Source organism: Klebsiella sp. CSG-1, from assembly GCF_056521145.1.
The window spans coordinates 904,743-920,632 of record NZ_JBWNLD010000001.1 but is presented as its reverse complement, the minus strand read 5'-3'; the positions used below and the strand labels follow the sequence as shown (position 1 = coordinate 920,632).

17 protein-coding genes and 1 tRNA gene are annotated in these 15,890 nt (G+C 55.0%); 8 read left to right on the top strand and 10 right to left on the bottom strand.

The features are described from left to right. The coding region (locus AC007G_RS04485) for a hypothetical protein (RefSeq protein WP_210434733.1) at nt 1-199 on the top strand (199 nt) is incomplete at its 5' end. Then, entirely contained in the window at nt 153-956 is an 804-nt protein-coding gene (gene dkgB, locus AC007G_RS04480; protein ID WP_133959721.1) for a 2,5-didehydrogluconate reductase DkgB, read from the top strand. The genes AC007G_RS04485 and dkgB, both read left to right, overlap by 47 nt. A gap of 62 nt (nt 957-1,018) precedes the next feature. Here dkgB and yafC read toward each other — a convergent pair whose 3' ends face one another. Further along, nucleotides 1,019-1,921, bottom strand: a complete 903-nt coding sequence (gene yafC, locus AC007G_RS04475; RefSeq protein ID WP_032689387.1) for a DNA-binding transcriptional regulator YafC — start codon at nt 1,919-1,921, stop codon at nt 1,019-1,021. Nucleotides 1,922-2,025: 104 nt separating this feature from the next. On the opposite strand from yafC, the gene AC007G_RS04470 reads away from it, so the two are divergent. The 3 genes from AC007G_RS04470 to AC007G_RS04460 all read left to right on the top strand — a co-directional run bounded on the left by AC007G_RS04470 (nt 2,026) and on the right by AC007G_RS04460 (nt 4,971). After that, nucleotides 2,026-3,213: an MFS transporter gene (locus tag AC007G_RS04470; protein ID WP_032700764.1), complete on the top strand. Its 1,188-nt coding sequence runs from the start codon at nt 2,026-2,028 to the stop codon at nt 3,211-3,213. 103 nt (nt 3,214-3,316) lie between these two features. Continuing rightward, nucleotides 3,317-4,114 (top strand): endonuclease/exonuclease/phosphatase family protein, encoded by a 798-nt coding sequence (locus AC007G_RS04465; RefSeq protein ID WP_479466549.1) that lies wholly within the window; start codon nt 3,317-3,319, stop codon nt 4,112-4,114. Between the two features lie 86 nt (nt 4,115-4,200). Next, nucleotides 4,201-4,971, top strand: coding sequence for a class I SAM-dependent methyltransferase (locus AC007G_RS04460; RefSeq protein ID WP_032689384.1), 771 nt, complete (start codon nt 4,201-4,203; stop codon nt 4,969-4,971). Between the two features lie 64 nt (nt 4,972-5,035). Here the strand turns inward: AC007G_RS04460 and mltD are convergent, their stop codons facing one another. Both mltD and gloB read right to left on the bottom strand, forming a co-directional pair. Further along, nucleotides 5,036-6,403: a murein transglycosylase D gene (gene mltD / locus AC007G_RS04455; protein WP_032689383.1), complete on the bottom strand. Its 1,368-nt coding sequence runs from the start codon at nt 6,401-6,403 to the stop codon at nt 5,036-5,038. Nucleotides 6,404-6,474: 71 nt separating this feature from the next. After that, nucleotides 6,475-7,230 carry a hydroxyacylglutathione hydrolase gene (gene gloB / locus AC007G_RS04450; protein WP_032696615.1) on the bottom strand — a complete coding sequence of 252 codons (756 nt, stop codon included), beginning with the start codon at nt 7,228-7,230 and terminating at the stop codon, nt 6,475-6,477. Nucleotides 7,231-7,263: 33 nt separating this feature from the next. Here gloB and AC007G_RS04445 point away from each other — a divergent pair, with 33 nt between their 5' ends. Then, on the top strand, nt 7,264-7,986 hold the full coding sequence (locus AC007G_RS04445) for a class I SAM-dependent methyltransferase (protein WP_032689381.1): 723 nt from the start codon (nt 7,264-7,266) through the stop codon (nt 7,984-7,986). Here the strand turns inward: AC007G_RS04445 and rnhA are convergent. Further along, nucleotides 7,983-8,450: a ribonuclease HI gene (rnhA, locus tag AC007G_RS04440; RefSeq protein WP_004858198.1), complete on the bottom strand. Its 468-nt coding sequence runs from the start codon at nt 8,448-8,450 to the stop codon at nt 7,983-7,985. The two genes, AC007G_RS04445 and rnhA, sit on opposite strands and share 4 nt — an antisense overlap. A 64-nt stretch (nt 8,451-8,514) precedes the next feature. Between rnhA and dnaQ the strand changes: the two genes are divergently transcribed. Together dnaQ and AC007G_RS04430 are read left to right on the top strand one after the other, a co-directional pair. Beyond that, nucleotides 8,515-9,246, top strand: coding sequence for a DNA polymerase III subunit epsilon (dnaQ, locus tag AC007G_RS04435; RefSeq protein WP_047665456.1), 732 nt, complete (start codon nt 8,515-8,517; stop codon nt 9,244-9,246). 132 nt (nt 9,247-9,378) lie between these two features. Continuing rightward, nucleotides 9,379-9,455 (top strand) — tRNA-Asp (locus AC007G_RS04430). A gap of 75 nt (nt 9,456-9,530) precedes the next feature. On the opposite strand, the gene AC007G_RS04425 is transcribed toward AC007G_RS04430, so the two are convergent. From AC007G_RS04425 to AC007G_RS04400, 6 genes are all read right to left on the bottom strand, one after another. Continuing rightward, nucleotides 9,531-9,956 (bottom strand): ion channel, encoded by a 426-nt coding sequence (locus AC007G_RS04425; RefSeq protein ID WP_032689379.1) that lies wholly within the window; start codon nt 9,954-9,956, stop codon nt 9,531-9,533. A 1-nt stretch (nt 9,957) separates the two neighbouring features. Then, entirely contained in the window at nt 9,958-10,980 is a 1,023-nt protein-coding gene (locus tag AC007G_RS04420; protein WP_142630508.1) for a DUF2955 domain-containing protein, read from the bottom strand. 12 nt (nt 10,981-10,992) lie between these two features. Next, on the bottom strand, nt 10,993-12,087 hold the full coding sequence (locus AC007G_RS04415; protein ID WP_142630506.1) for an HlyD family secretion protein: 1,095 nt from the start codon (nt 12,085-12,087) through the stop codon (nt 10,993-10,995). Beyond that, nucleotides 12,084-13,607, bottom strand: coding sequence for an efflux transporter outer membrane subunit (locus AC007G_RS04410; protein WP_046853063.1), 1,524 nt, complete (start codon nt 13,605-13,607; stop codon nt 12,084-12,086). Before AC007G_RS04410 ends, AC007G_RS04415 begins: the two co-directional genes overlap by 4 nt. Next, nucleotides 13,597-14,724, bottom strand: a complete 1,128-nt coding sequence (locus AC007G_RS04405; protein WP_099973416.1) for an AI-2E family transporter — start codon at nt 14,722-14,724, stop codon at nt 13,597-13,599. Before AC007G_RS04405 ends, AC007G_RS04410 begins: the two co-directional genes overlap by 11 nt. A gap of 272 nt (nt 14,725-14,996) precedes the next feature. Next, the gene (locus AC007G_RS04400) at nt 14,997-15,767 is read right to left on the bottom strand and encodes an amidohydrolase (RefSeq protein ID WP_032689394.1); all 771 of its coding nucleotides are present in this window, start codon (nt 15,765-15,767) and stop codon (nt 14,997-14,999) included. Nucleotides 15,768-15,890 lie beyond the last annotated feature (123 nt).

Genomic DNA, 15,890 nt, shown 5'->3' with positions numbered 1-15,890 from the left:
CCCTGAGCATTTGCTCAGGGCTTTTTCTTTTCCTGCTGTTCTATTTTTGCTTATTGAGCAAAAATCCTCTGCATTTATCGATCTTTTTCCCTTTCGTTACATCAACCATAATGACCTCAATCAGCCAACATTAAGAAATAACGAGGAATTTTATGGCAATCCCTGCATTTGGTCTTGGAACCTTCCGCCTGAAAGATGACGTGGTCATCGCATCAGTGAAAACGGCGCTGGAACTGGGATATCGTACGATTGATACCGCTCAGATTTATGATAACGAAGCCGCTGTTGGCCAGGCTATCGAAGAAAGCGCTGTGCCGCGTGATGAGCTGTTTATCACCACCAAAATCTGGATTGAAAACCTGAGCCCGGAAAAGCTTATCGCCAGTCTTGAAGAGAGTCTGCAGAAGCTGCGTACAGATTATGTCGATCTGACGCTGATCCACTGGCCGTCGCCGAATGATACCGTTGCCGTTGAAGCATTTATGCCTGCACTGCTGGAAGCGAAAAAGCAGGGTCTGACCCGTCAGATTGGCATCTCTAACTTCACGATTCCGCTAATGGAACGTGCGATTGCCGCCGTCGGTGCTGAAAATATCGCGACCAATCAGATTGAGCTCTCTCCGTACCTGCAAAACCGAAAAGTGGTGGAGTGGGCTACACAACACGGTATCCATATCACCTCTTACATGACGCTGGCTTATGGTAAGGCTCTGAAAGATGAAGTGATTGCCGGCATTGCGGCGAAACACAATGCGACGCCGGCACAGGTTATTCTGGCCTGGGCGATAGGTGAAGGCTACGCCGTAATCCCGTCGTCCACGAAGCGCGAAAATCTGGCAAGCAATTTGAAAGCTCAGGATCTGCAGCTGGATGCCGAGGATCGTCAGGCGATCGCCGCGCTGGATTGCAACGATCGTCTGGTTAGCCCGCAAGGCCTGGCGCCTGAGTGGGACTGATCGTCTGAATCAGCACGAGCGGCTGGCCGACTACGCGAAAAGAGCGGTCGGGAACGCGCGTATTACAGCTCCTGCGGGAGCTGTTTTACATGCTCGCTAAGAAAGTCGATAAATGCCCGGATGCGCGTGCTGACGGCTCTGTCACTGTAGTAAACCGCGCTGAACGGCATTTCAACCGGCAGGCGCTTCTCGGCCAGCAGTTCAACAAACTCCCCGCGCGCAATTTCCTGGTTGACCATATAATCGGACAGACAGGCAATACCATTCCCTGCCAGGCATAGCTGCTTAAGGGTTTCCCCGCTGTTCGATGAGATCTCACAATTCACTTCCAGCAGTTGACCATCGCAGCAGGAGACGGGCCAGGTATTCAACGAGACCGGTTCGGTAAAGCCCAGGCACAGGTGATCTTTCAGGTCAGCGACATTTTTCGGCGTACCGTGGCGAGCCAGATAGTCCGGGGAGGCGATAATTTTGCGGTAGCTGTTAAAAAGCGGCCGGGCGCGAAGGCTGGAATCTGTTAACGTACCGGCGCGGATCGCGACGTCGACTTTACGCTCAATCAGATTGATAAAGGTTTCTGATGACACCAGCGACAGGGTCATTTCCGGATAACGTTCGCGGAAAGGTTTCACCAGCGGCATCAGGAAATGCAGCATCACCGGCGTGGCGGCATCAACGCGTAACAATCCCCTCGGCGTCGTCCGTGTCTCCAGAAGTTCATTCTCCGCCGCCGCCATCTCCTGCAGGACAACCTGCATGCGACGAAAATAGCGCTCTCCTTCTTCGGTCAGATTGAGCTGACGGGTTGTACGGTTCAACAGGCTGACGCCAAGTTTTGATTCCAGTTTTTTTACCGCCCGACTGACGGCGGAATTAGCCTGCCCCAGCTGTTCAGCCGCCCGGCTAAAGCTCCCGCTTTCGACGACGGCGATAAAGATGGCTATCTCTTCTGAAGTGGCTCTCATTATTGCACCTGTAGCAAAATTCTATTGAGACTTTGATAGTTTTTGTTATTTAAACATCGCTTCATACTACGTGTCATCTTAATCCTGATGATACGGAGTAAATTATGCCACTGGCGCTACTTGCCTTAACAATCGGTGCCTTTGCTATTGGTACCACGGAATTTGTGATTGTGGGGCTGGTCCCCACGATTGCTGAACAACTGGCTATCTCGTTGCCTTCTGCCGGCCTGCTGGTTTCTATCTACGCTCTGGGGGTGGCCATCGGCGCGCCGGTGCTGACCGCATTGACCGGGCGTATGCCGCGTAAACAGCTGCTGCTGGCGCTGATGGTGCTCTTTACCGCCGGTAACCTGCTGGCCTGGCAGGCTCCCGGTTATGCGACGCTGGTCTTTGCGCGTCTGCTGACTGGCCTGGCACACGGTGTGTTCTTCTCGATTGGCTCAACTATCGCGACGAGCCTGGTGCCGAAAGAGAAAGCCGCTTCGGCCATCGCCATTATGTTTGGTGGCTTAACGGTCGCCCTGGTGACCGGTGTACCGATCGGTACCTTTATCGGCCAGCATTTTGGCTGGCGAGAAACCTTTCTCGCCGTTTCGATTCTCGGCGTCATTGCACTGGTGAGCAGTCTGATTTTGGTACCGAACAACATCCCAGGCCGCGCCAGCGCAAGCCTGCGCGATCAGATTAAGGTCCTCACCCATCCGCGTCTGTTGATGATTTATGCCATCACCGCATTGGGATATGGCGGCGTCTTCACCGCGTTTACTTTCCTGGCTCCCATGATGCAGGAGCTGGCCGGGTTTAGCCCATCAACGGTGAGCTGGATTCTGTTGGGCTATGGTATCTCGGTGGCCGTTGGCAACGTCTGGGGCGGAAAACTGGCCGATAAGCATGGGGCCGTTGCGGCACTGAAGTTAATCTTTGCCGCGTTGGTAGTTCTGCTGCTGGTATTCCAGTTTACCGCCAGCATCCAGTATGCTGCGCTGGCAACGGTGCTGGTGATGGGGATTTTTGCCTTCGGTAACGTGCCGGGGCTGCAGGTTTACGTCGTGCAAAAAGCCGAGCAGTATACCCCGGGTGCGGTTGACGTGGCCTCCGGCCTGAATATCGCCGCGTTCAACGTTGGCATAGCGTTAGGTTCCGTTATCGGTGGACAAACGGTGGAGCGCTATGGGCTGGCCGAGACGCCGTGGATAGGGGCCGTCATCGTCTTCGCCGCGCTGCTGCTGGTTGTGCGCAGTGGTCGTCTGGATAAGTACCGACCGGCAAAGACGGTGAATGTCGAAGGATAAAGGTTTCTCGCGAATTGCATTGAAAGTACCAGTGAAAGTCCCTATAACAGAAGAACCAGCCGCAGTCAGGCTGGTTTCCTGTTATCGAGGTTTGATGCCCAAATTGCGAAAGAATACTTATGCTATGCGCTACGTTGCCGGACAGCCCGCGGAGAGAATTTTGCCTCCGGGGTCATTCGCAAGCGTGGGCCAGGCATTTCCTGCCGGCGTGCCATTAAGCACAGATGAAAAGATCCGCGTCCTGGTGTGGAATATCTTTAAGCAGCAGCGGGCGGAGTGGAAGTCCGTTCTCAAGAACTTCGGTAAAGATGCCCATCTTGTGCTGTTACAGGAAGCGCAAACTACCCCTGAAATGGTTCGATTTGCGACGACTAATTACCTGGCCGCCGATCAGGTTCCGGCTCTGGTGTTGCCGCAGCACCCCTCTGGCGTCATGACGCTGGCTTCGGCGCATCCGGTGTACTGCTGCCCGCTGCGCGAGCGTGAGCCGATTCTGCGGCTGGCAAAGTCTGCGTTAGTGACCGTGTATCCGCTGCCGGATACGCGTTTACTGATGGTTGTGAATATTCACGCAGTTAATTTCAGCCTCGGTGTCGATGTCTACAGCAAGCAGCTGCTGCCGATTGGCGATCAAATAGCCCATCACAGTGGCCCGGTGATTATGGCCGGTGATTTCAATGCCTGGAGCCGTTCACGAATTAATGCGCTCTATCACTTTGCGCGAGAAATGTCGCTGCGCGAAGTCCGTTTCCCTGACGATCAACGACGTCGGGCGTTTGGGCGTCCGCTTGATTTTGTATTCTATCGTGGGTTAAGCGTACACGATGCTTCCGTGCTGGTGACGCGCGCCTCTGACCACAACCCGCTACTAGTCGAATTCAGTCCCGGCAAGCCTGATTAATTAAGGTATGTCAGGCCTGCCACCGGGCAGGTCTGCGCTCAGCACGATGCTGCCCTTAATGATTCACACAACCGAAGGACAACACAATGACAACACGCTCTCACCATGACAATGTCGAAAAGCAGTTCGGCTCACAGGCTAGCGCCTATCTGACCAGCGCCGTACACGCTTCCGGGCGCGATCTGCAGCGCCTGGCCGAACGGCTGGCCGATTTCCCACAGGCAAAGTTGCTGGATATGGGATGCGGGGCAGGGCACGCCAGCTTTACCGCCGCGGGGCAGGTGGCGCAGGTTACGGCTTATGATTTATCGAGCCAGATGCTGGAGGTGGTTGCTGAAGCCGCAAAAGATAAAGGTTTCGCCAATATTGTTACTCAACAGGGGTATGCGGAAACGCTGCCGTTTGCCGATGACAGCTTTGATGTGGTGATAAGCCGCTATTCTGCCCATCACTGGCATGATGTCGGCCAGGCGCTGCGTGAGGTTAAGCGCGTCCTGAAGCCGGGCGGCGTGATGATAATTATGGATGTGATGTCGCCCGGGCATCCTGTACGCGATATCTGGCTGCAAACCGTTGAAGCGCTGCGTGATACGTCTCATGTACGAAACTACTCGAGCGGAGAATGGCTGGCATTAGCGAATGAGGCCGGGCTGGCGGTTAATCAGCTGTTGACCGATCGCTTGCCGCTGGAATTTTCCTCATGGGTGGCCCGTATGCGCACGCCAGCACCGCTGGTGGAGGCCATCCGTTTATATCAGGAGAGCGCATCCGCAGAGGTCAAAGCCTATTTCGCTTTGCAGCAGGACGGCTCCTTTACCAGCGATACGATTATGTTTGAAGCGCATAAAGCGCTTTAAAACAAAAAACGCTTTAAAACAAAAAGGCACCGGGATCCGGTGCCTTTTCTACTAAGCAGATGTATCAGGAGTCTGGCCTGTCGCTGTTCTTCACGTACAGCGTCAGCTGGTCGCCAGGCTTCAGGTCATCAGTGCCGCTATTCCAGCGCATCACATCACGTGTATTCACGCCGTGACGTTTCGCGATGCTCGACAACGAATCACCTTTACGTACGCGATAGGTGATGCTATCGCTGTTGTTGGCAAGACGCTGTGCGCTGCTACCGGCGCCAATCACCAGGTTCTGACCCACTTTCAGCCCGGACCCGCGCAGGTTATTCCACTGCTGCAGATCTTTCGTCGATACGCCAAGACGCGATGCAATCCCGGAAACCGTATCGCCCGAACGCACCCTGTAGCTACGGCTGGTCAACGGCGTGTTGTCCGCCAGCAGCGTAGGTTGCACGGCTGCAATATCGCCAGAGGCCAGTGATTCACGCAGCTGAGCAGCGTGTTTCTGTGGCACCATAACGTACTTTGGCCCGCTGGCACCAAGGGTTGATCCTTTGACGCCGGCGTTGAAGGTTTTCAGCTTGCCGACAGGCATGCCTGCCATATCTGCGAGCTGGCTAATCTCAACCGGACTGTCGAGGCGAACACGCGCCAGCGCACGGCTTTCGTCTGCCGTCGGCAGCTTCACGCCATAACGTTTGCTGTTTTTGAGAATATCACTCAACGCCAGCATTTTTGGCACATACACCTTGGTTTCCCGCGGTAATGGCAGCGACCAGAAATCGGTGGGTTTACCACGCGAACGGTTCGCTTTCATTGCCTTCAGCACTCGACCTTCGCCGCTGTTGTACGCGGCGACCGTTAACAACCAGTCGCCGTCGAACATCTTGTTCAAACGCTGCATCATATCCAACGCCGCCGTGGTAGAGGCGACGACGTCACGACGCGCATCGTAGCTGCGGGTCTGTTTCAAACCATAATTGCGCCCGGTGCTCGGAATGATCTGCCAGATGCCTGCGGCATTGGCGCCAGACGTTGCGTGCGGGTCAAAAGCGCTCTCCACTATGGGTAGTAATACCAGTTCCATTGGCATGTTACGTTTCTTAACTTGCCCGGCTATCCAGTACATATACGGCTCTGCCCGTAAAGTTACATCGTGGAGATAGCTCTTATTACTTAAATACTTCTGTTTTTGTTCGCGAATCCGGGGATTTTCCGGTATTCCCATCTTTAGCTCGTCGCCTATGGAAGTCCACAGATCCTGGTCTTGCGCGTAGAAGGTTCCATCATCTAACCAGCGCGCTTGACTTGTGAACTTACCTGCTTCCCCTTGACCAGCTGCAGAAAGGCTCTGTGCGTGCTGTTGGACGTTGCCATCGTTTTTCGACGACTGGCACCCCACCAGCAGGACAGAGGCGAGTAAAATCGCTCGTGCCTTCATGTGTGTGTCAATAGTTGCTTAAAAGACGAGCAAGAATAACGGTGAAGGCGGCGAATGACAAGAATTAAATGTCAGAAGTCATCTTTCTTTGACCTTAACCAGGCAAATCTCTGCGCAGAGTGTTGCAAATTTGTTTCTTTGGATATTTCTTTAATTAAATCATTGTCATCCGTACGTAAGAAAATATTTATACGTCGCTCATTTTTCAGAGTTACGGGCAGTGTTTTTTGTTTTTTTGCACGTAACTCATTAACTTTATGGTAGTAATCATTTATATCCCTGTCATCAGGCAGGATACTCAATGCAAACTTCATATTCGCTAAAGTATACTCATGTGCGCAACAGATTAGAGTATCCTCAGGAAACGCGTTTATTTTCCTAAATGATTGATACATCTGATCTGCTGTTCCTTCGAAAAGCCTTCCACAGCCGCCGGAAAACATTGTATCGCCACAAAAAAGATAAGGTTCGCTGTAGAAACAGATGTGTCCTAAAGTGTGACCGGGGGTGGAAAAAATAGAAAATTCGTGACCCAAAATCATCACCCGATCGCCATCGGCCACAAGGTGAGTGGTGCCTTTATCCTGGGTTTCTGCCGGTCCGTAAACCACAAGACCCGGGAACTTTTCACGCAGTTGTTTTACGCCGCCAACATGATCGTGGTGGTGGTGGGTCAATAAAATGGCTTCGGGTTGCCAGTGATTGGCTTCGATGGCGGCCAGTACCGGTGCCGCTTCGCCGGGATCGACGATAAGACAGCGGCCGTTCTCCTCACTAAGAACCCAGATGTAGTTGTCCTGAAATGCGGGAATGCTGATAAGATTCATAAATTACCTCTCAAAGCGTAGCGGAAGGTTGCGATGAAGCCGGCAAGGATACCTCAGACAATCACAGCGCCCGAGCACTGGTCCAGTATGCCCTGGGGCGAATACTATCGCGAATCGCTGGAACGGCAGATGAAACCGTGGCTGGCTAAATTATATGGCTTTCATTTACTTAAGATTGGCAATCTGAGCGCGGAAATCAACACGGAAGCCTGTGCTATCTCTCATCAGGTGAACGTGTCTTTGCAGGGCAACCCGATTCAGGTGAAAGCCGATCCGCTCCATCTTCCCTTTGCAGAAAAATCGGTTGATGCCTGCCTGCTGGCGCATACCTTGCCCTGGTGCAGCGATCCGCATCGTTTGCTGCGAGAGGCCGATCGGGTATTGATTGATGACGGCTGGATGATTTTGACCGGCTTTAACCCCGTCAGTCTGATGGGCCTGCGCAAGCTGGTGCCGGTATTACGTAAGACGACGCCCTACAACAGCCGGATGTTTACGCTCACGCGTCAGCTGGACTGGCTGGCGTTGTTGAATTTTGAGGTGCTGCATTATGGCCGGTATCAGGTGCTGCCCTGGTCCAGGCATGGTGGCAAACTCCTCAGCACTCATCTGCCGGCACTGGGCAGTTTGCAGCTGATTGTTGCCCGGAAGCGGACGGTTCCGCTGACGTTAAACCCGATGAAGTCGGGAAAAGCAAAAACGCAGCTGCGCCAGACGGTTGGCGCCACGCGTCAGTGGCGCAACGGCCAGAGTTAGCTTTCTGGCTGGTAGCCGGTATCGCTCTGGGTCGGGCTGGAGGCAGCAGCGCGCGCCAGCTCATCACAGCGTTCATTTTCCGGGTGGCCGGCATGGCCTTTGACCCATTCCCATTTGATTTGATGCTGGCCGAGCGCGGCATCCAGGCGCTGCCAGAGATCGACATTTTTAACCGGTTTTTTATCAGCGGTTTTCCAGCCGCGTTTTTTCCAGTTATGGATCCACTGGGTGATCCCCTGGCGCACGTACTGGCTGTCGGTGCTGAGGATCACTTCGCACTGCTCCTTCAGCGCCTCGAGGGCGACAATTGCCGCCATCATCTCCATCCGGTTATTGGTGGTGAGGTGATAGCCCTGACTAAAGATTTTTTCTTTTCCGCGATAGCGTAAAATCGCCCCATAACCACCGGGCCCAGGATTTCCCAGGCATGAACCATCGGTGAAAATTTCTACCTGTTTAAGCATCTCTGGTAGACTTCCTGTAATTGAAATCGATAGATAAACGGCAAGTCTGACATAAATGACTGATATGAGCACTGCAATTACACGACAGATTGTTCTTGATACTGAAACCACCGGTATGAACCAGATCGGTGCGCACTATGAAGGACATAAGATCATCGAAATCGGTGCGGTAGAGGTAATAAACCGCCGCCTCACCGGGAACAACTTCCATGTTTATCTGAAACCGGACCGGCTGGTGGACCCGGAAGCGTTCGGCGTTCACGGGATCGCCGATGAATTCCTGATGGATAAACCGGTGTTTGCGGATGTGGCCGACGAGTTTATGGACTATATCCGCGGCGCGGAGCTGGTCATCCATAACGCCTCGTTTGATATCGGCTTTATGGATTATGAATTCAGCAAGCTGAATCGCGGCATTGCGAAAACGAATACTTTCTGCAAAGTCACCGATAGCCTCGCACTGGCGCGGAAAATGTTCCCCGGCAAGCGTAACAGCCTCGATGCGCTGTGCTCACGTTATGAAATAGACAACAGTAAGCGCACGCTGCACGGGGCATTACTCGATGCCCAGATTCTGGCCGATGTCTATCTGATGATGACCGGTGGTCAGACGACGATGGCATTTTCAATGGAAGGTGAGGGGCAGCAGCAGGCTGGTGAAATGGGAATACAGCGGGTTGTTCGCGCCGCCAGCAAATTACGCGTGGTTTATGCGACTGATGAAGAGATCGTGAGCCATGAATCCCGACTCGATCTGGTGCAAAAGAAAGGCGGAAGCTGCCTGTGGCGCGCCTGAGTCACTGGGATATGCTGTAAAAATCACCTGGCGGGCGATTTTTACAGCAAACGATTCAAAACTGAAGAAAAAGCGTTGACGGCGTTACGGGGAATCCGTAATATTCGCCTCGTTCCCAAGGGAACAGTAAGTGGAGCGGTAGTTCAGTCGGTTAGAATACCTGCCTGTCACGCAGGGGGTCGCGGGTTCGAGTCCCGTCCGTTCCGCCACTATTCAGAAAGCCTGAATCAGAAATGATTCAGGCTTTCGTCGTTTCACGCCCCGCCAAAACAAACTCATTGAGTTCATTTTATATATTTCAATTGCTTGCGAATATGATGCTGCATAACGGCCAGCATGCAGGCACCGGACAGGCCGATCATCAGCGCCCCGTTGACTGCCTCCAGCGGACCGAGCAGTTTCCATCTGGCGCTCATCACAACATCGCCATACCCCAACGTCGCGAAGTTCACCCCGGAGTGATACACCGCATCCAGCAGCGTCGGAAACTCGCCCAGCCAGACAAACAGTATTCCCCAGAGCAAAATCTGCAGCAAATTACCCATTAAAATGATGATGATGGTGCCGAACAGCGCCAGCACGCCGGCAAGTAGCCCCTCTTTGCCGTGAAAACGCTTGAGATAAAAGCGAATGCACCAGACGGACACCAGAGATTGCAGCAGCATATTACACAGGATAACGGGCATGCCCGTAATCAGCGGAAGCAACATGTTAATCTCCTGAATGAAGTTTTGTTGAGGAGGCGTCAAGGGGGCGCCAGCGCTCAAGAAGGGCGATGCAGGCCCAGCCATAAAGCGCGATGATGAGATATAACGCGCAGCGCATCGCGGCGGCTGTCCAGACATCTTTTCCTGAACTGCTGTCCTGAATCGCCGGGCCGAACAGAATGAGGGCGGTTATCCAGACATTGCTCCAGAAAGAGGGCGGAAACCGTCCCGGCACCAGACGAACCAGCCGCCGGGCCACCCACAGACTGACCAGGCTCAGCCAGAGCACCAGCATTAGCAGCGACGGCCAGAGGCTAAGACCGAACCACAGCCCCAGCGCCAGCAGCGCCCCCAGTAGCGTCGATAGCACCAGTTCTTTTCCCGACGTTTTCGTGGTGAGCGTCGTCGCCTGCTGCGCCAGCGTGACGGTTTTCATCACCGCCGGGATGTAGAACGTCGGGTGGCTCAGTGCCAGAAGCCAGACGGGGAGTACAATAATCACCGCCCGTAGCGCCCTGACATGGGGAGAACTCACCACCGGCGATTCCCTGGGCTGGGGCGCCGGGCCCGGTGGCGGTGGGAATAACGCCACCGCCAGCCCGTTGACCAACGTACCGGTAATAAAACCGATCCCCAGCATTTGCGCCAGCCCCATCGCCAGCGCCTGCTCAATCAGCCCGGCAATGGGAATCACCGCTATTGCCACCACCAGCAGCATCGACAGCGTGGCCTTCCCGGAAAGGCCCATTAATATCAACTGATACAGCAACAGCGCCGTGAGCAGCACGCCCGGTAAGGCGTAATAGGTCAGTAATGGCACCATCAGAATGCCACCCGTCATGGTGACTATCAGGAGAGAACCAATGACGAGACCTTTTTTCAGCGCCAAAGGTTTCCCCTGGCACAGCACAATCCAGGCCATGATGCATCCGAGGTGCGGCATCGGCAGCGCGCTGGCGTAGCAGACCAGCGCGGCCAGTCCGCTGCCACAGCTTATTCTCAGTACGGCACGGTCCACGTTATGCATCGCGCTGGTCCCCTAATAGAGCCAGGAGAACAGGCTCATGACACGGATATACAGGTAGCCTGCAACGTTCAGCAGGCTACTGCCGCTGGTATAAACCAGCACATCTGCCTGCCCGCCAACGCGAAGGCTGGTGGGCGGCGGGGTATCCTCTTTTGCAAAGGCGATTTTAACCGGGAAGCGCTGGGCCTGACGGAGCCAGTCACGGTTGTTATCCACGGTAGGGAGACCGCCGGCTGGCGGGGGTTGCGAGGCGTTGATACCATAGCCGATGCTGAGTACCCGGCCGGTAAAAATGTGTCCGGGCATGCTGTCGAGAAGAATCGCTACCTCATTACCCGGCCGGATACGACCGAGGTTATTTTCGGTCATGTCCGCGTTAATCCAGACATCGTTCAGGGCAATCAATGTCATCACCGGGGCGCCCGCGCCAACAAACTGGCCAGCTTCGGTGCGTAAATCGGTAATCAGCCCGCGGCTGCCGGCAATCACGGTGCTTTTACTGCGGTCCAGCTCGGCTTTGCGAACCGCGGCCCGGGCGCTTAACAGCTGAGAATTATCGTCACCGGCTGCACCGGCGGCTTCAATGGCACGCCGCACGTCGGCAGCGGCAGCGGCCATCTGACTACGGGCGGTTTCCCGGGTGGCCTGGGCTATTTCCAGGCGCCGGACGGAAATGGTGCCGGGATCTTCACGATAGAGCCGTTCCTGGCGCTCGGCATCTTTCGCCGCATTCTGGTAAGCGGTGGTGGCGGCCTGCAGGCCAGCCTTTGCCGCGACCACGCTTTCACCGTTGGCCTTCACGGAACTGAGTACCGTGGCATAGTCCGAACGTGCACGCGCCAGGGCGATATCATAAGGTTTCGGGTCCAGCTCAAACAGCGGTTCGCCCATAGCGACACGTTGATTGTCACGAACATATACCTTTTTTATTTGCCCGGTCACTTCCGCTGCGACCGGAATGACGAAGGCCTGTACCCTGGCCTGCGAGGTATAGGGCGTCACCCTGTCCGTGACTAAATAAAAGCCGATCAGCAGTACAATCACCACCACCAGGCCGATGGCCGTACGCCGGCTGGCCTGTCCAGGTGAAGAGGAGGGGGCATTCATAGCGAAGGTCCTTCTGAAGGAGATGTGGCGGAAGGAAGCGGGGTCTTCAGCAGCGGCAGCCAGCTATCACGCTGGCGCAGGTGCGTTTCCGTTGCGGCATCGACCAGCGGACGTGTCCGTCCGCTTTCCCAGCCGCCCCCCAACGCTTTATACAGCGCGATCAGATCGCGCATCGCCGCGCCGCGGCTGCTGACCAGCCGTTCTTGTTGGTTGAACAGCGCCCGCTGCGAGTCAAGGACACGCTGAAAGTCAGCCATTCCCTCACGATACTGCGTGTTGGCTATTTCGAGGGAACGGCTGGCGGCTTTACCCGTTTGGCTCAGCAATACAATTTCATCTTTATCATTCGCGTAGGCGATAGCCGCATCGTCGACTTCACGCGCGGCCTGAAAGACGGTATCGCGATAGTGCTCGTGAAGCTGGAGAAAACGGGCATCCTGAACCAGAACCTGATTTCCGAGTCGGCCTTGATCCAGCAGATTCCAGCTGAATGTCGGGCCCGCCGCCCAGCTGAGCGTGCCATTGCTCTCCGTCCTGCCGCTAATCCCGACGCTGCCGATCAGCGAAATGGACGGGTAGAGCTCGCTCTCCGCTACGCCGATAAGCGCCGACTGTGCCGCCAGCTGTCGCTCAGCCGCCCTGACGTCGGGCCGTCGGCGCAGAAGGTTGGCAGGAAGTTCAGACACTAACGAGAGTTCGCCCAGCGGGATATCGCCGGTCTGGCTCGCCATTTCCGGCAGGGGACCGGGCTTGCGTGCCAGCAGCGCGCTCAGGGCATTCTGGCTTTGTGCGAGGCTGGTTTCCAGTTGGGGGATCGTCGAAAGCGTGGAGAGGTATTGGGTTTTTGCCTGCTGAACGTCCAGCTCCGCGCTGTTGCCGCTGAGGAATAACCGCTCGGTGATCTGCAGGCTACGCTGCTGGATCTTCGCATTGCTGCGGGTTATTTGCAGGCGGGCTTCCAGCGTGCGGATATTGACGTACCACTGTGCCACCTGGGCTGCCATCAGCACTTGAATATCATCGTACTGCGCTAGCGTGGCGAAATAGCTGGCATCGGCGGACTCGACGCCGCGCTGAAACTTACCCCAGAAATCGATTTCCCATCCCAGATTGACCCCGGCGCTGTAACGGGTTCCTGAGCTGTAGTTTCCCGAACGCTGCTGGCCGGTGCGCAGCAGATCGCCGCTGCCGATCGTCGCCTGCGGTCCCAGTAAGCTCTCGGCGATCCCCAGCTGCGCCCGGGATTCCAGCAGACGCAGACCGGCGATTTTGACATCCGGATTTTTCCGCAGCGCTTCGTTAATCAGCGCGGTTAAGGTCGGGTCGTTGAGCTGCGTCCACCACCGTGCGTAATCGGCAGGCGTCGAGCGGGAAGCCATCCGCTGCGTGGCCGGCTGCCAGTGGGTCAGCTCCGGCGTTTTCGGCGGATGGTAGTCTGGCCCCAGCGTCGTGCATGCGGTGAGAACAAGGCAGGCGCCAGCGGTGAACAGCAGGCGCCTGGTACGGTGCTCATTGAGCATCTTTGTCGTCCGGAACGACAGGAGTCTGGCTATCGCCGACCTGCCCATCGTTGACCCAGGACATGAAAATACGATAGCCAATAGAGAGCAGGGTCGCGCCGATAAACATACCGAGAATACCGCTGGCCGCCATGCCGCCTAATGCACCAAGCAGCACGACTGGCATCGGGGCATCGACACCGCGTCCGAGCATCAGCGGTTTGAGTACGTTGTCTGCCATACCGGCCACAATCAGCAAGATCGTGTAGATGATATTCATCGCCGTTCCGTGGTCGCCGAGGCTCCACATCAGCGCAATGGCCGGCGCGGTCACCAGAATCACGGGAATCTGCGCGATCCCGAGGATCAGCGCCAGAACAAAGAAGATCCCCACTGCCGGAATGCCCGCCACGATCATAATGACGCCTACCAGCAGCGCCTGGATCAGCGCGACGCCGATCACGCCCTGCGCCACCGCACGGATCGTGCTGGTACACAGTTTCACCAGAGCGTGTCCTTTTTTCTCATCCGTCAGGCGTATGGCAATGCGTCGGGCGCTGTCCGCCCCGGCGGCGCCCCAGGTCATGATAATGCCCGCTACGATGAAGGAGAGGATAAAACCGAGCAATCCACCGCCCATGCTGGCAAGAATACCGAGGATATTTTTAGCGATATCTCCGATCTGCGAACGGTAGTTGCTAATCAGCCCCGGCAAATCGTTGGACGCTTTTAACCACAGGAGGCTAATTTTTTCTCCGACGATGGGAAGGGTGGCGATATGCGCTGATGGCGGCGGAATGACGAAAGTACGGCCGCCGAGTTTATCAATCATCACGCTGACGCTTTCACCCAGAGAGCTTATCATCAGCACCGTAGGGACCACGATCAGCACAATGCCGAGCAGGACTATCAGGGTTGAAGACCAGCCCTGTTTTCCTCCCAGCTTCGTCGCAAAATACTGGTGGAGAGGGTAAAGAGTGACGGCCAGGATAACGGCCCACAGCATCATATTAAGAAACGGAGAAAATACGGTATAGCAGAAAGAGGCTAATGCCAGAATAAGTCCAAAGCGAATGAACATATCCAAAAAACGGGCAACCAGTCTTTTTTCAACAACAAGCAGGGTATTATTTTCCATGATGGTTTGTTCTCACTGATAATGCGCGCACGACCTTACAGGTCGGGCAATAAAACCAGACCAGGACCGAGATGGAATCGCTTTAAAAAAAGCTTAAAGTTATTTGAAAATGAAGTTTGTGCTTGTTGAATTTTATCCACTTAATGAGTGTAGAACAGAAATAATCCGTCCAAAAAAATATTATTTTTCCGCTTATTCTGCGAGCTGGCGGGGGAAAAGGGAGGGGCGAGGTATAAAGCGGATTCCCCTCGATTAACGAGGGGAGAAGGCGATCAGTTCAGGGTGAAAGGATCCGCATCCTGCCAGGCCGGAAACTTCTCTCGATACTCTTTGAGCGCCGTCATCGACAGCTCTGCATCCAGGCGCGTTGCCTGATGGGGTTCTGCCGTTGCCAGAATCTCTCCCTGCGGGCTGATAATGCGGCTATCGCCGCGGTAATGATGGCCGTTACCATCGGTGCCGACGCGGTTACAGCCGGCGACATAGGCCAGATTCTCGATGGCGCGCGCCACCAGCAGAGACTGCCAGTGCAGTGAACGCGGGGCAGGCCAGTTGGCAACATAGAGCGCTAAATCGTAGTCGTTATGGTTACGTGACCATACCGGGAAGCGCAGGTCATAGCATACCAGCGGCAGAATTCGCCAGCCGCGCCACTCAAACACGACCCGTTCGTTTCCCGCCTCATAATGGTGATGTTCTTCGGCCATGCGGAACAGATGGCGTTTGTCGTAGAAGTGGGTTGTGCCATTGGGCTCTACCAGCAAGAAGCGGTTAACCGGCCCACGATCGGTTTGCAGCGCCGCGCTGCCGGCAATCAGGGCATTTGTTTGCACCGCTTTGCTCTGCATCCAGTCAATGACGTTTTCGGGTGACATCGACTGCTTTGCGGCCTCCATAGCGAATCCGGTCGTGAACATTTCCGGCAATACAATGACGTCACGTCCGGTGATGCCTTCCAGTTGACGATCGAAATGACGCAAGTTGGCGGGACCGTCCATCCACACCAGGGGTTGTTGCAACAACGTAATTTTCAAACCAGGCACAGTGTTGAACTCCATCATCATGAGAGCATCAGGGTAATTTTAACACCATATCAGTCTCTCGCTGCTCAGCGGAATATGTTGTTAAAAAAATGATAACGCAGACAGGTGAATGTCGGTCGACGG

What these genes read in the sequence shown, in the direction of transcription:
- AC007G_RS04445 (WP_032689381.1), top strand. Translation starts at nt 7,264, where the DNA reads ATGAAGCCGGCAAGGATACCTCAGACAATCACAGCGCCCGAGCACTGG.
- AC007G_RS04405 (WP_099973416.1), bottom strand. Translation starts at nt 14,724, where the DNA reads ATGGAAAATAATACCCTGCTTGTTGTTGAAAAAAGACTGGTTGCCCGT.
- AC007G_RS04425 (WP_032689379.1), bottom strand. Translation starts at nt 9,956, where the DNA reads ATGTTGCTTCCGCTGATTACGGGCATGCCCGTTATCCTGTGTAATATG.
- AC007G_RS04420 (WP_142630508.1), bottom strand. Translation starts at nt 10,980, where the DNA reads ATGCATAACGTGGACCGTGCCGTACTGAGAATAAGCTGTGGCAGCGGA.
- gloB (WP_032696615.1), bottom strand. Translation starts at nt 7,230, where the DNA reads ATGAATCTTATCAGCATTCCCGCATTTCAGGACAACTACATCTGGGTT.
- AC007G_RS04410 (WP_046853063.1), bottom strand. Translation starts at nt 13,607, where the DNA reads ATGCTCAATGAGCACCGTACCAGGCGCCTGCTGTTCACCGCTGGCGCC.
- AC007G_RS04415 (WP_142630506.1), bottom strand. Translation starts at nt 12,087, where the DNA reads ATGAATGCCCCCTCCTCTTCACCTGGACAGGCCAGCCGGCGTACGGCC.
- dkgB (WP_133959721.1), top strand. Translation starts at nt 153, where the DNA reads ATGGCAATCCCTGCATTTGGTCTTGGAACCTTCCGCCTGAAAGATGAC.
- yafC (WP_032689387.1), bottom strand. Translation starts at nt 1,921, where the DNA reads ATGAGAGCCACTTCAGAAGAGATAGCCATCTTTATCGCCGTCGTCGAA.
- AC007G_RS04470 (WP_032700764.1), top strand. Translation starts at nt 2,026, where the DNA reads ATGCCACTGGCGCTACTTGCCTTAACAATCGGTGCCTTTGCTATTGGT.
- AC007G_RS04460 (WP_032689384.1), top strand. Translation starts at nt 4,201, where the DNA reads ATGACAACACGCTCTCACCATGACAATGTCGAAAAGCAGTTCGGCTCA.
- dnaQ (WP_047665456.1), top strand. Translation starts at nt 8,515, where the DNA reads ATGAGCACTGCAATTACACGACAGATTGTTCTTGATACTGAAACCACC.
- mltD (WP_032689383.1), bottom strand. Translation starts at nt 6,403, where the DNA reads ATGAAGGCACGAGCGATTTTACTCGCCTCTGTCCTGCTGGTGGGGTGC.
- rnhA (WP_004858198.1), bottom strand. Translation starts at nt 8,450, where the DNA reads ATGCTTAAACAGGTAGAAATTTTCACCGATGGTTCATGCCTGGGAAAT.